This is a genomic window from Bartonella senegalensis OS02, from assembly GCF_000312545.1.
In the GTDB taxonomy this organism is placed as follows: domain Bacteria; phylum Pseudomonadota; class Alphaproteobacteria; order Rhizobiales; family Rhizobiaceae; genus Bartonella; species Bartonella senegalensis.
In genome coordinates, this window is record NZ_HE997540.1 from 1,072,499 (window position 1) to 1,087,228 (window position 14,730).

7 protein-coding genes and 1 pseudogene are annotated in these 14,730 nt (G+C 43.4%); all 8 read left to right on the forward strand.

What is annotated here, in order from left to right:
- Positions 1–364: 364 nt before the first annotated feature.
- The 8 genes and pseudogenes from clpB to BN200_RS04365 all read left to right on the forward strand — a co-directional run bounded on the left by clpB (position 365) and on the right by BN200_RS04365 (position 14,659).
- Positions 365–2,944, forward strand: coding sequence for an ATP-dependent chaperone ClpB (clpB, locus tag BN200_RS04320; protein ID WP_019221275.1), 2,580 nt, complete (start codon positions 365–367; stop codon positions 2,942–2,944).
- Between the two features lie 1,223 nt (positions 2,945–4,167).
- Positions 4,168–4,482, forward strand: coding sequence for a hypothetical protein (locus tag BN200_RS04335; protein WP_019221278.1), 315 nt, complete (start codon positions 4,168–4,170; stop codon positions 4,480–4,482).
- A gap of 868 nt (positions 4,483–5,350) precedes the next feature.
- The gene (locus BN200_RS04340) at positions 5,351–6,676 is read left to right on the forward strand and encodes a PBSX family phage terminase large subunit (protein ID WP_019221281.1); all 1,326 of its coding nucleotides are present in this window, start codon (positions 5,351–5,353) and stop codon (positions 6,674–6,676) included.
- A pseudogene (locus BN200_RS04345) lies at positions 6,676–8,521 on the forward strand (portal protein). Before BN200_RS04340 ends, BN200_RS04345 begins: the two are co-directional and overlap by 1 nt.
- Positions 8,522–8,877: 356 nt before the next feature.
- A complete protein-coding gene (locus BN200_RS04350) occupies positions 8,878–9,678 on the forward strand; it encodes a hypothetical protein (protein ID WP_019221283.1) in 801 nt (266 codons plus the stop codon).
- A 585-nt stretch (positions 9,679–10,263) separates the two neighbouring features.
- On the forward strand, positions 10,264–11,382 hold the full coding sequence (locus BN200_RS04355) for a N4-gp56 family major capsid protein (RefSeq protein WP_034988959.1): 1,119 nt from the start codon (positions 10,264–10,266) through the stop codon (positions 11,380–11,382).
- A 377-nt stretch (positions 11,383–11,759) separates the two neighbouring features.
- Complete coding sequence (locus BN200_RS04360) at positions 11,760–12,455, forward strand: phage adaptor protein (RefSeq protein WP_034988961.1); 696 nt, start codon at positions 11,760–11,762, stop codon at positions 12,453–12,455.
- 740 nt (positions 12,456–13,195) lie between these two features.
- The gene (locus tag BN200_RS04365) at positions 13,196–14,659 is read left to right on the forward strand and encodes a hypothetical protein (protein WP_019221289.1); all 1,464 of its coding nucleotides are present in this window, start codon (positions 13,196–13,198) and stop codon (positions 14,657–14,659) included.
- Positions 14,660–14,730 lie beyond the last annotated feature (71 nt).

Consider the following 14,730-nt stretch of genomic DNA (forward strand, 5'->3'; position numbering starts at 1 on the left):
TGAGAGCTTGGCACTTGGTGCTGCAAGAAATGGGCATTGGGGCTGGAGAAGAGTCAAGTGGTTGAAGTGTGAAAAAAATTTAGCATTGAGAGCTGTTTGTTGAAAACAGAACAGTGTCGCTTCTTTTATAAACAATATCCTCTTTTTTGCACGCGTTGTTCTTACTGTTGTTTGCTTTTGCTCTCATTTCTTCTTTACTAGCGTGATTTCCCTCTTGCTATGGGACTTGTGAGAACCCATATTCTTTTTAGCACTACGGCTATTTTTATGTTGCCTCGTTCGCGGTGTTTTGTGGGGGTGGGTCTGATCCTTGCGGGTGCCTTGGGGAGTGAAAATGTAGCGGTGGTGCAAGAAAGGAAAAAAAATGAATCTGGAAAAATATAGCGAACGCCTGCAAGGTTTTTTACAAACAGCACAAAATAAAGCTCTCTCTTCTGATCATCAACAATTTATGCCGGAGCATCTCCTTAAAGTCTTGTTAGAAGATTCTCAAGGATTAGCCGCATCTTTGATTCAAAAAGCTGGCGGGGATCTTTCTCTTATTCAAAAAGCGCTTGGAGAAGCGCTCGAGGCGTTACCAAAAGTGCAAGGCGGAAATGGACAGCTCTATCTTTCCCAGCCATTGGCAAAAGTCTTTACGCTGGCAGAAGATCTCGCACACAAAGCTGGGGATCAGTTTGTAACTGTCGAGCGTCTATTGCAAGCGCTTATCATGGAAAAAACTGCTAAAACAGCTGATATTCTCACAAAAGCAGGTTTGACCCCGCAAGCGCTTAATCAAGCCATTCATGCGTTGCGAAAAGGAAAAACAGCGACAAGCCCGCATGCTGAAAGCCAATATGATGCTTTGCAAAAATATGCTCGCGATCTTACCAAAGATGCACGAGAAGGAAAACTCGACCCTGTTATTGGGCGTGAGGAGGAAATTCGCCGCACTATTCAGGTGCTCTCGCGGCGTACCAAAAACAATCCTGTGCTGATCGGTGAACCCGGGGTGGGAAAAACCGCAATCGTTGAAGGCTTGGCTCTGCGTATTGTTAATGGTGATGTACCGGAAACTTTGCGTGATAAACGGCTCTATGCACTCGATATGGGAGCGCTTATTGCTGGGGCAAAATATCGCGGTGAATTCGAAGAACGTCTCAAAGCTGTGTTGGCTGAGGTACAAGCCGAAAATGGGCAGATCATCCTCTTTATTGATGAATTGCATAATCTCGTTGGTGCTGGAAAATCCGATGGGCCTATGGATGCTTCAAACTTGCTCAAACCCGCTCTTGCACGCGGAGAACTCCATTGTGTGGGGGCGACAACACTTGATGAATACCGAAAATATGTCGAAAAAGATGCCGCACTTGCACGCCGCTTTCAGCCCGTCTTTGTCCCTGAACCAACCCTTGAGGATACAATCTCTATTTTGCGTGGCATTAAAGAAAAATATGAACAACATCATAAAGTGCGTTTGGCTGACAGTGCCTTAATCGCTGCGGCTCGTTTGTCTAATCGTTATATTACTGATCGCTTTTTACCCGATAAAGCCATTGATCTTATTGATGAGGCTGCCGCACGGTTGCGTATGCAAGTCGATTCAAAGCCTGAAGAACTCGATGCTGTGGATCGGCGTATTTTACAGTTGAAAATTGAACGCGAAGCTTTGAAAACCGATGTAGAGCCAACTGCAAAAGAGCGGCTGAAAACTGTGCAAGATGAACTCCAAACATTGGAACAACAATCTACCGAGATGACAACGGCTTGGCAGGCTGAGAAACAAAAATTAGGACATGCTGCCGATTTGAAAAAACAACTTGAAGAAGCACGCAATGCTTTGGCTATTGCACAGCGTGATGGACAATTCCAAAAAGCTGGTGAACTGGCTTATAGCGTTATTCCGCAGCTCGAAAAACAGCTGTGTATCGCTGAAAATGATGATCAGCAAAATCATCTCGTGGAAGAAACTGTCACTGCTGAACATGTGGCACGCATTGTTTCACGCTGGACCGGAATTCCTGTTGATCGTATGCTGGAGGCAGAACGAGAGGCGCTTTTGCGTATGGAAGACGAAATTAGTACTCGTGTGGTGGGGCAGGGGCAAGCTGTGCAAGCTGTTTCGCGTGCTGTACGCCGTGCGCGTGCCGGATTGCAAGATCCCAATCGCCCCATCGGCTCCTTTATGTTTCTTGGTCCTACCGGTGTGGGAAAAACTGAATTAACCAAAGCGCTTGCCGCGTTTCTCTTCCAAGACACCAATGCCATGTTGCGCATCGATATGTCGGAATATATGGAAAAGCACGCTGGGGCACGTCTGATTGGGGCACCGCCCGGATATGTTGGATATGAAGAAGGGGGAGTGCTTACCGAAGCTGTGCGGCGAAGACCTTATCAAGTCATTTTGTTCGATGAAATTGAAAAAGCACATCCCGATATTTTTAATCTTTTGTTGCAGGTGCTTGATGAAGGCCGCTTGACCGATAGCCAAGGACGGACTGTCGATTTTCGCAACACCTTGCTGATTATGACCTCAAATTTGGGGGCAGAATTTTTAACCGCCTTGCCTGAAGGACAAACAACCAATCAGGCAAAAGACGAGGTCATGAATGTTGTTAAAGCGGCTTTCCGTCCTGAATTTCTCAATCGTATTGATGAGATTATTCTCTTTCAGAGATTACAACGTGAGGATATGGAAGCTATCGTTGATATTCAGATACAGCATTTGCAAGATTTGCTCAATGAACGTAAAATAACTTTGCATATCAAACCAGAAGTTCGGCAATTCCTCGCCGATAAGGGCTATGATCCCCTCTATGGGGCACGACCTCTCAAGCGTATTATCCAAAGAGAAATTCAAGATCCGCTGGCAGAAAATATCTTGTTTGGAAAAATTCATGATGAGATGACGGTGACAATTGCAAAAGAAGGAGAGCAGTTGATTTTTGTGCCTGAAAATTAACACCTGCTCTTCTAGAAATGAGGAATATGGCAATCAAAGAAGAGGGCAATGAAATAACGGATAGAGATAATGCTTTAAGAAAAGGCCCATGAGGCAGAAAAAAAATGACAATACAACAAAAAAGAACTTGACAAGGTTCATCTGAAACCGTATCATAATGATACAATAGTCTTTCTATGCTTTTGTTAAAGTCGATGAAGGACGGTGGGGGTAAGTCTTATGACTGGATGGCTGGGTGAGCGTTTTGTAAATTAAACGTTCTGTCTTTCGGTTCTGTCTTTCGGTTCTGTCTTTCGGTTCTGTCTTTCGGTTCTGTCTTTCGGTTCTGTCTTTCGGTTCTGTCTTTCGGTTCTGTCTTTCGGTTCTGTCTTTCGGTTCTGTCTTTCGGTTCTGTCTTTCGGTTCTGTCTTTCGGTTCTGTCTTTCGGTTCTGTCTTCAAGGCTCTAGCTCTTTAGAGAATTCTAGTCTCCCTATGATTTGAGATCATCTTGTTTTTAGTCGTCGTTTTTTGATTTCTCATGAGAGATTTGTCTTTATTAGAGATTTGTCTTTATTTATGAGCGGTGAGGCGTTTGTGATTGCTTCAATTCTATTCATTCATCAGTAAGACTCCTGTACACTTAGTGGGGCTGGCTGTATCGTATAATTCATCATTTTCTCAGTTATTGAGAGATTTCTTAAAAGAAGGAGAAGTTTCTAGGAGAAGTCTTTCTCTGGAAAAGCGGATGGTTTTGCTTGCCTTTATAGGGTGATGTATTTTTGATAATCCTTTGCTGGGTGATTAAGGGGGGAGTTGAGTGTAAGTTTTTCTCGTTTTTTATCAGAAAATTCTCTTTTTATGCCATTTCAGATGGTTTCTCTTGTAAAGATCGTTCTTCTTTTTACCTTCTATTGTTTATTGCTATTTTACCTTTGAGGCATTCTTTCTTGGAAGATCTAAGGCGAAATTTGTCTGTTTCTTTAGAAGACTTAGAAGATAAAGAGAGCCAACGTTATGAGAGAGAAGCTTGTGATAAAAAGGCAAAAAAACTTCCACTCACTTATCCGGTAAAGGATTACCAAAAATAGATAATTAAACAAAGCTTATCGAAGCTATCCGATTGGTTTTTGTTTCTGATCACAAAGTTTTTGTATGTGATTGGTCGTGCTTAAAATTTCGTTGCTGGTTTTTTTGACATGTTTATGTCGTAAGATAAATTTCTCTTTATTTGAAGGAATTGATGATGGCAGATGAACGTTGTCTTCCTTTACGCCGACGAGGACGCAAAAAAGGCGCTTTGAATAAAGCAACAAGGCGTTTTAATGAAGCCCTTCTGACAGCTGCTGAGCAAGCTGGATATCATTATGGTGAAGATGGATTGGTGTCTTATCTTCAATATCATGCATTGAATAATCCTGTGCCTTTTTTTTCGTTGCTTGCTAAAGTCTTGCCTCTGCAAGTCACCGGAGAAGCGGAGTGTGATATTAAAACAATTTCACGGGTTGAGATTGTACCGGTGTGTGCAAAAGATGCATCGTCTTGTGAGCCAAGAGGCTAAAGAGGATGATGCTTAAAGGCGTTTTGGAGTTTTGCGAGCGTAGTCTTGGAGAACTATGGTATGTGCCGATACTGACTCTGGTGATTTTGCTCTTTGTGGGTGTATGCTTGGTGATCACGAAAATTAGGGGGGATGAAGTTTGCAAATGAGAGTGCTGGAGCGATTATGACAAAGGATTTATGGCAATTGCGTCAATGAAATTGTTGAGGTGTTTGCTGTTGTGTAAGCGAATTTACACGCTGTGTGAGGTTTTTGTTTGCTTCTGGCTACGGTGTTGCCTCTGCAAGTCACCGGAAAAGCGGGGTGTGATATTAAAACAATTTCATGGGTCGAGATTGTACCACTGATTACAAAATGCGATTACAAAAAATGCGTTTTCTGGTTAGCGGGAGACGAAAGAAGTTGATGTTCGAGGAGCACAGTCTTTAGCGTGATGTTTGAAGATGGTGGAGGCTTGACATCATGGTCTAGGGGCATCCTATTCTTGAAAGCCCTGTTTTTTGAGGGGTGTTATGTTTGCCAATGAGCGACAATAATGCAAATTTTTTTATCCTAGAGCTTATTCTGGTTGTGACTGGAAAAGTTGATGTGTGGGCTGTTTTTTGCTTCTTGTAAAGATTTTGCTTGTGCAAGTTACGGGATGTGGGCTGAAGGTGATGTTAGAACAGTTTCACATGCTGAAATTGTGCCAGTGATTGCAAAATGTGATTACAAAATTTGCCGGTGGTTGCAAAGGATGTGGTGTTGATCACTGTGTTTGGAGGAGAGCTGAAGATTGTAAAATCTCGAAACTCTAGGGAGGATTTGGGAGAGTTGTCGGGATATCTGGGGATCATGGTTTTTGAGGATTGTCGTGCTTGGAGGATTAATGACAACTGCGCAAATTGCTCTTATTCCAAAGCTTATTCCCGTTTTTACGGGAAAAGCTGATGTGCGTGCTGCCTGGGGGGGACGGGGATCTGGAAAAACACGTTCCTTTGCCTTGATGTCTGCTGTGATCGGATATCGGCATGGAAAGGCTGGAGAACGAGGCATTATACTCTGTGCACGACAATTCCAAAATTCACTCAATGAAAGTTCGCTCGAAGAAATTAAAAGGGCTATAGAAGCCTATCCTTTTCTACAAGACTATTATGAAATCGGCGATAAATATATTAAATCAAAAGATGGGCGTATCGTCTATGTTTTCGCTGGGCTTGATCGCAATATCGCAAGTATTAAATCCATGGGGCGTGTTTTTCTCTGCTGGGTGGATGAGGCGGAGCCTGTGACGGAAACCGCTTGGCAAACACTTATTCCAACTTTGCGCGAAGAAGGAGACGATTGGAATGCTGAATTGTGGGTGACATGGAACCCTTGCCGAGAAAATGCACCCGTAGAAAAGCGTTTCCGGAATGTCAATGATCCCAATATCAAAGGTGCTCAAATCAATTGGCGTGATAATCCTCAATTTCCTGAAAAACTTAATCGAGATCGCAAGGCAGATTTGCAACAACGACCTGAACACTATAACCATATTTGGGAGGGAGAGTATCTCCAAACTGTTGAGGGGGCTTATTACCAAAAAGCACTTCTAGAAGCCGAACAGGAGGGGCGTATTACCACTGTGCCGCGTGACCCTTTGATGCAGATTAGAATTTTTTGGGATATTGGCGGAACAGGGGCAAGGGCTGATGCTACTGCTTTGTGGGTGGCGCAATTTGTCGGACGGGAAATCCGCGTGCTCGATTATTATGAAGCGCAAGGACAGCCGCTCTCTGAGCATGTGGGATGGGTGTTTAAACGCGGATATGATAAGGCGTTGATGGTCTTGCCTCATGATGGGGCAACGAAGGACCGAGTCTATAATGTCAGTTTTGAAAGTGCTCTCCAACAAGCCGGATTTCAAACTAAGGTTATTCCTAATCAAGGAGCGGGGGCGGTGAAAATGCGTATCGAAGCAGTGCGGCGATTGTTTCCTGCTATATGGTTTAACCGTGAAACAACAGGCGCTGGGCGAAAAGCACTCGCTTGGTATCACGAAAAACGAGATGAACAGCGTAATATCGGATTGGGGGCTGAACATGATTGGGCAAGCCATGGCGCGGATGCCTTTGGACTGATGTGTGTGGCTTATGAACAGCCAAATACGCGGCCGAAAAAAAATGCTTATCGTTCTTCTCACCAATCTCAAACTTCATGGATGGCTTTTTAATGAATATTTCTACAGATTCTTTCGATCCACTCGAGCCGCTTGAACACCAAGCACTCTTTAAAAAACTTGTCAATTGGTATCACGATGATATTGCACATGTCGAGAAATGGCGAAAAAATGCCCAAGAAGACTACGATTTTTATAATGGGCGCCAATGGAATGAGCAAGATCTTGCCCTGTTGCGTGAACAAAATAGACCGGTCATGACCTTTAACCGTATTGCCCCGCTGATCAATGCCGTGATTGGTGCTGAGCGCAATAATAAACGACAAGTGCAATTTATTCCACGACAAGAAGGGGCAGCTTTTGCAAACCAGATCCTCACCGGAGCAGCCGAATGGTTTCGTGATGAAGCCGATGGAGAGTACGAGGATTCTGATGCTTTTCAAGATGCTATCATTTGCGGAATGGGCTGGACTGATACGAGGCTTGATTATGAAGAAGATCCGCAAGGAAAACCCGTCATTGCACGATTGGATCCCATGAAAATGGTTTGGGATGCAAGTGCTGTAAAACCCAATCTCATTGATGCACAGCACCTATGGTATATTGATGAAAAACCCCTCGATGTGGCTCAGGAAATGTTTCCTCATGTCCATTGGAGTGATCTTAATGCTGATTGGGTCAAACATCAGATATTTGTGCATCAGACCAGTGGGGGGAATCTGCAAAGCTATCGCACCGATGGGGAGAAGGAGAGCAGTTCTCTACGTCCTAAAATGGTTACATTGGCTGAATGCCGCTGGTTCGAACGCGAGGTTGTGTATAAAGTCCTCGATCCCTTAAGTGGAAAATTTATCGATTATTCAGAGCAGGATTTCCAAAATTTGCTCAAAGAGTTGCCTCACATCCAAGCAACAAAATTAACCAGAAAAATTGTCAAACGTGCTTTCTTGGGGCGAAAATTGCTCGAAGCACCCGATAAGCCTCTGGTCCCGCCTAATCAATTCGGGTGGGAATGTATTACCGGTACTTTCGATAAGTTGAGCCGGCAGTTTTATGGGATTGTCAAACCAACAAAAGATCCGCAACGCTGGGCAAATAAATATTTTAGTCAAGTGATGCATTTGCTTAATAGCCAGTCAAAAGGCGGCATTATGGCGGAACGCGACGCTTTTGATGATGATCGCCAAGCTACAGAAAGTTGGGCGAGAGCCGATAGCATTACTTGGTTGAAAAGTGGAGCTGTCGCTGGGGGAAGAATCCAGCCTAAACCCGTTGCACAATTTCCTCAAGGCTTCTTTCAGCTGTTTAATGAAGCAAAGAGCGCACTAGAACAAGTGACCGGATTGTCTTCTGAATTCGTTGGAACACGGGCGGTCAATCAACCAGGAATCCTTGAACAACAACGCCGCCAATCCTCACTTAATTTGTTGGCTTCTTTCTTTGATGGTTTGCGTCGATATCGCCAACGACAGGGAAAAATTATTCTCTATCTTATTCAAAATTATCTCTCCGATGGGCGATTGGTACGTATCGCTGGTGAGGAAAATGCTCAGTATGTACCGTTGACACGCGAAATGATCACCAGTTTGGAATATGATATCGTCGTTGATGATGCTCCAACCAGTCTCAATGAAAAAGAGCGGACATTTGCTATTATTATGCAACTGATGCCTTTGATGCAAAGTTTCACAACACCAGATATTATGCTCGATCTTTTGCGTTATTCACCTTTGCCTGCATCTCTCATCCATAAAATTGCACTCAAAGCACAAAAGCAGAGTTTGGAGAGGTAAAGCGCCCCCATTCTATGACAGGGCTGAGGCTTTAGCAGGGTTTAGTAGTCATCCCGGTGCGGAGCAGCTGATGCAGTCCATTTTGCAAAGGGCACATGAAAAATAAATGGCTTTGTGTTTAGGACGGCGGTTTTTTTATAAATAGCATCTTTGTCCGCATAGGTTTTTCCACAAAACTGTCCTCAAAGCGCAAAAGCAGAATTTCAGTAGGGTAACATGTCCTTTTGCATGACAGTGGTGGAGAGCAGCTTAGCGGCGTGGTTCATGGAGAACATAACATTGCGGTGTCAATAGAGACATGCTTTGCGAGTCATACTGGGGGGGATCTCAGTAGTAATGTCGAGGCAAAATGATTCAAACAATCCATTTTGCAGGGGACGCCAGAGGGCGCGTGCATAAAGATAAACGATTTCATTTGAAAAGACATCATTTTAATTGTCTGAAAAAGAGAAGGACAACAATATGGATCAAGAACATTTAACACCAGCAGAACAAAACCAATTGCAGCAGGGTTTTCTTTCAGAAGTTCAACAGGGAGAAGATTGTGAAATTGCTGTTGGAGAAAAAGCAAAAGTTTTAGAAGAAAATTTTCAAGCGCATCAAGACTTGCACCAACAACAGCGACTATTGCAAGAAAGCGCACAGTCACAAGATGTTCAAAAAGTGCTAGAAGTGGATGCACCACCAGACCCGCAAAAAGATTTTATGGGTTATGTAAAATGGTTGGGAAAAACACTCTACAAACAAGGGGCGTTGCTTTCTGAACATCTACCTGCTGTGAGCCCTGAAACACCATCAGAACAGTTGCAGGCTTTCTATCAGCAATCTGTTGCCGCTGTTAAACAAAAGCATCAGGATTTTGATCAAGCTGCCGATTTTATTTATGATATGCGGGCTAAGCAGTTGGCAGCTTTCTCTTCGCTTTATCCTGAAATGGCTGATCCAAACATTGTCGATGCAGTGATTGGTAATGAATTGAAACAGATCTTGCATGATTGTGCGAAAAAAAATCAAAATCCTGCCGAAGTGATCTATGCTATCGCGCAAAAAATTGGTTACACAACTCCAAAAAGCATTGGTGAAAATTTTCAGGAAAGGCAAAATTCTGCACGCACACTGGCTGCCTATAACGGCTTGACGCCAAATGGGCCCATTTCTTTGGATATGCTCGATAAAATGTCGGAAGCAGAATTTAGTCATTGGGTTGCTGATCCAAAAAACAAAGCTGCTTTTAATCGCTTAATGGGTGGAGGAGAAGCCTAAAAGCTATGAATACATGAGGGAACTCTCGAAGCAGATCCGTGGAGGCGTGGAGATTTAGAGTGGTTTTGTTGGGGAGAGGGCAAATTCTGCATGCACACTTTCCTGCCTATAACGGCTTGATGCCAAATGGGCCCATTTCTTTGGATATGCTCGATAAAATGTCGGAAGCAGAATTGAGTTTGGGTTGCATCCCAAAAACAAAGCCGCTTTTAATCGCTTAATGGGTGGGGGAGAATCCTAAAAGCTATGAATACATGGTGGATGGATTCTCCAAGCAGATCCGTGGAGACGTGAAGCGGTTGTGCGAAGTTGAGGCGGTTGTATGGGGGCTTGGAGAAGCTGCGTGGGGAGCCAATATGTGCCCGGGCTTTTAAGACGTCTGCCTAGGAACTCTTGAGGCAGATCTCTAGGCAGTGAGGGGGCGCATGTAATGAGAAAATTGCTCAAAGGGGGAGGTAAAGATAATCAATAAAAATTATACAAAATACCTAATAACCGATCCACTTCCTAAAAAGGAGAAATGTGGAGTGTTCGCAACCGGCGCTTTGCCGGGTTTTTTATGTCAATAAACTTTTAGAGGATAAAATGACTGTAACTTATATCGGACTTAATGACCCAATGGCTGTGCGCACATGGTCTAAACTCTTGAATCAAGAAGTCTCAAAGGCAATCCCTATTGCACCGTTGATCGGTAATGATTCAAATAGTATCGTACAATTAAAAGATGAAACTACCAAAGCAAGTGGTGATGCCATTAGCTTTAATTTACGCGTACAGCTGCTTGGCGATGGGGTGAGTGAAGGGCAGCCGGTTGAAGGGAATGAAGAAGCACTCCAATTCCTCAATGATCGCTTGGCAATTAATGAACTTGTTCATGCGGTGCGTGTCAAAAATGAAGGAACAATTGATCAACAACGTATCCTTCACGATTTGCGTACCGAAGCTAAAAATGGCTTGGTTGATTGGTATGCTGATCGCTTGAGTTTGATGTTCTTTATTCAAGTGTGCGGCTATACCGCAAAAGCCATTAACTTTGAAGGTCGTACGATTACTCTTAAACCTGTCCATTACGGGTTTAATGCACCAACTGCACCAACCGATAAACGCGTTGTGCGCCCCAATGGAAAAACAAAAGATGAAGATTTGAAAGAAAATGATGTCTTTGATCTCAAACTGATCGATAAAGCTGTCGAACGCGCTAAGCTGGCTAATCCCAAAATTAGACCCGTACGCATTGATGGCGAAAGTGTCTATGTCTTGTATCTACATCCAACACAGGTCACACAATTGCGAACCAATACAGAGGCTGGACAGTGGCTCGATATTACCAAGGCAATCTATAGTGGTAGCCGTCTTAAAAACCCGCTCTATGATGGATCGCTTGGGATGTATAATGGTGTCGTCTTGCGCGAGGCTGAACATGTCACTGAAGGGGTCGAATCCGGTGCAACAAACAAGGCTGTGCCCAATGTGCGCCGTGCTGTGCTTTTGGGCGCACAAAGTGCTGTCATCGCTTTTGGAAAAGATCGCGGCGCTACGCGCTATAAATTGGTCGAAGAGATGTTCGATTATGAACGCGAGTTCGGTGTCGCAGCAAAAACCATTATCGGTATGAAAAAAACTTGCTTCACCTTGCCAGGAAGTAAACAAGGGGCGCAAGATTTTGCTACCATCGTCATCCCAACTTATGGTGCACCCGCTTAAAGAGTATGCAAATGCTTCTTCCCAACAGAATATTTTGTTGGGGGAAGTGGCTGCAAGAGTTCGCGTTAACAGCTTGTCAAAAAGTAATCAAGGAGTCTTAAGATTTGGTCTCATATTTTGATGCCAAGTTATGGAGAACATGCTTTAAGAGCTGTTTGAAGGTTTGAGATCCTCTCTCTCAACAGAATATCTTGTTGGGGGAGAAATTTCTACAGTAGACTAAGCGGTTCAGAATTTTTGTACACGCGTGATCTTGGCTTCTGGAATACCCGCTTTAAGAGCTGTTAGCTTTCGAATTCTTTCTCTCAACAGAATATGGAGAATATGCTGCTTGCGCGAGAGATGCCTCGCCACACGCAAAAGGATTATCATTGCTCATGACTGTTTTACCCATTGATCCCGATTATCTCGATTTTACATATGCAGACCATTTTCAAATTTTTGCTTCTATGGTCGCGCTTATTCAAGATGAAATTGACGATACAACAGCTGAATATTCCGTTCAAATTCAAGATTCCATTTTTACCGCTTTGCGCTTATGTGAACGGGAACCTTTCTTCTTTAATGAAAAAAGACAGATAACCTTTAAAACACAAAGTGGAAAAACATGGTATGGGCAAGAAGAGGGAATTTTTATTGAAGCAGAAAAGTTTCTTGAAGCCGTCTTTTTAGGAAAACATGCTGCAACACGAATACAATTGCTGTTTAAACCTGCTGAGATATTGCAAAAACAATATGGATTACAGCCTCCGCAAGGAACGCCTCTCTTTTACACTTACCTTGATCGAAAAATAGGACTCTTTCCAACACCTAAACAGGTCGAGAGTGCGTGTCTTGTCTATGCTCCTGTTCGTTTGGGGGGGGAACAGGTGATCAAGGATGATAATCCTTGGTTGATTCATGCCTTTGATCTTATCAAAGCACGTGCAAAATACGAGCTTTATAAAAATATCCTAAAAGACCCTGAGTATGCCGCTGCTTCTTTTAGAGACTTTCAAGAACAGTTGCAAGCTTTGCGGTTTGAAACCTCGCGCCGAAAAAACTCTTCAAATATTCTGCCCATGAGCTTTTAAAAGTGCGCCTTTAAAAGACTTTTTTCTTCATTATGGATGATGAGAGTCGTTATAGCATTGATGCTTGGTGTTGTGATTAGTGTTGGGAGTGTGTGCTGGTGACTGCCGTTGCAGGCTGGTGTTGGTGGCTGATGCTAGTGTCTGGTGTTTGTGTCTGGTGTTTGTGTCTGGTGTTTGTGTCTGGTGTTTGTGGCTGGTGCTTGTAGCTGGTGCTGGCGGTTGATGTTGCTGCCCTGACATTGATGTTCTCTCACTCCTGAAGGGATCAATGTGTTTCTTCTCTATAATCTGAGTTTTACGCTTTTGTTACAGAGCCTTATCCTATGGGGCTTTGTGGTGAAAATCAAAAAAGCCTTGGCGGTTCGAAATCTCACATTCATAAAGCTTTTTAAATAGTTCTTCCAATGCGGTTTTAAAAGGGCAATTTTAAAAGGCTCTTTTCTCCATTATGGATGATGAGAGTCGTTATAGCATTGATGCTTGGTGTTGTGATTAGTGTTGGGAGTGCGTGCTGGTGACTGCCGTTGCAGGCTGGTGTTGGTGGCTGATGTTGCTGCCCTGACATTGATGTTCTCTCACTCCTGAAGGGATCAATGTGTTTCTTCTCTATAATCTGAGTTTTACGCTTTTGTTACAGAGCCTTATCTTAACAAGGCTTTTGTGGTTAAAACAAAAAAGCCTTGGCGGTTTGAAATCTCGCATTCATAAGGCTTTTCAATATTCTGCTAATGGGGTTCTCAATGGCTTTTTTTCCAGTTGCTGATTATCGACCCGATGTCGCTGATATTAATGGCATCTTTACCGATGAGCTTATCAATGTGTTGCCTGCTGATGGGTCCTATATTCCTATGCCAAGCTTTCAACCTCTTTCAGAGCCTTGTCCTGATCCAATTTTAGGAGCTCTTGCCGTTAAAACAAAAAATGGTGTGTCTATCATTGTTGGAACCGGACAAAAAATCTACCTTCTCGATAATACGACAAAGCGATGGAAAAATATCAGTCAAAAGGGAAAATCTTATCTTGCCAATGTCGATGCTCCATGGTCATTCGCTTTGTTTGGGGATTATGTCATTGCTGTGAATGCCAATGATAAGCCACAAGTGATCGACATTAATCATGACAAAAATTTTAGGGATTTAGGTGGAAATCCACCACAAGCGGGCATTGTACGTGTGTGGGGAGATTTCGTTTGTCTGATGAAATTGACAGAGTATCCAAGACGTGTCCATTGGTCTGGATTGAACGATGCAGAATTTTGGACTGTTGGAAAAAAAAGCTGCGATTATCAAGATTTTCCCGATGGCGGTTTTGTACAGGGTGCAACTGAAACAACAAATCCAATCATCTTTATGCGTTCGGCAATTTATGCTGGTTCTTTTATCCCTGGATCTAAGATTATTTTCAGTTTCCAAAAAATCCACGATAAACGTGGCGCAAAAAACGCTGAATCTATCGTTTGTCGAGGAGATCTCGCCTTCTTTGCTGATGAGGGAGGATTTTATCAGATCACCAATGAGGGACAAATTATACCCATTGGCTTCGAAAAAGTTGATCGAACCATGACGGCAAAATCAAGACAGAATAATCTCTATACTCTGTCTGCTGCTATCGATGGGGTGTATAATCGCGTTTATTGGATGGTCGATACCGATGAAAGCGTCCACAAACGCATCTTACTCGTTTATGATTGGGGATTGCAAAAATGGACAAAAGCGGTCGTTGATATCAAAATGATTTTACCCATTTTTTTGGCAGGAACTACCTTAGAAGGACTGGATCGCGTCGCTCAGAACATTGATGATTTACCCTTCTCTCTCGACAGTAAAGCTTGGAAAAATGAATCTCCTATTCTTGGTGCTTTTGATCAGCAAGGGAGAATGGGCGCATTTTCTGGTGAGCCTATGGCTTGTGTGGTGACTTCACAGGAAATGGGGCAGACAAATGGTATGATAACACGGGTGAAAAATATTATGCCTCAGGTGAATAGTGGAGAGTTTTATTTGTCTGTGGGAATGCGCTTCCGGCAATCTCTTGACGAGGAAACTGTTTGGTTGCCAGAAAAACTGCCTTCTCGTAACACAGGACAAATTCATCTTCGCGCAAGAGCACGGTTTTATCGTTTTAAATTGCGTATTCCAGAAGGGGTGAATTGGTCGCATGTGACCGGCTTCGATGTGGAATTGAAGGCTGCCGGCATGCGGTAACACATGCCTTTATCGTTAAAGAGGCTGTGCGGTAATGCGTAAAAGCTTTGCGTGCTTCGACCTCTTGTTTA

What these genes read in the sequence shown, in the direction of transcription:
- clpB (WP_019221275.1), top strand. Translation starts at nt 365, where the DNA reads ATGAATCTGGAAAAATATAGCGAACGCCTGCAAGGTTTTTTACAAACA.
- BN200_RS04335 (WP_019221278.1), top strand. Translation starts at nt 4,168, where the DNA reads ATGGCAGATGAACGTTGTCTTCCTTTACGCCGACGAGGACGCAAAAAA.
- BN200_RS04340 (WP_019221281.1), top strand. Translation starts at nt 5,351, where the DNA reads ATGACAACTGCGCAAATTGCTCTTATTCCAAAGCTTATTCCCGTTTTT.
- BN200_RS04350 (WP_019221283.1), top strand. Translation starts at nt 8,878, where the DNA reads ATGGATCAAGAACATTTAACACCAGCAGAACAAAACCAATTGCAGCAG.
- BN200_RS04355 (WP_034988959.1), top strand. Translation starts at nt 10,264, where the DNA reads ATGACTGTAACTTATATCGGACTTAATGACCCAATGGCTGTGCGCACA.
- BN200_RS04360 (WP_034988961.1), top strand. Translation starts at nt 11,760, where the DNA reads ATGACTGTTTTACCCATTGATCCCGATTATCTCGATTTTACATATGCA.
- BN200_RS04365 (WP_019221289.1), top strand. Translation starts at nt 13,196, where the DNA reads ATGGCTTTTTTTCCAGTTGCTGATTATCGACCCGATGTCGCTGATATT.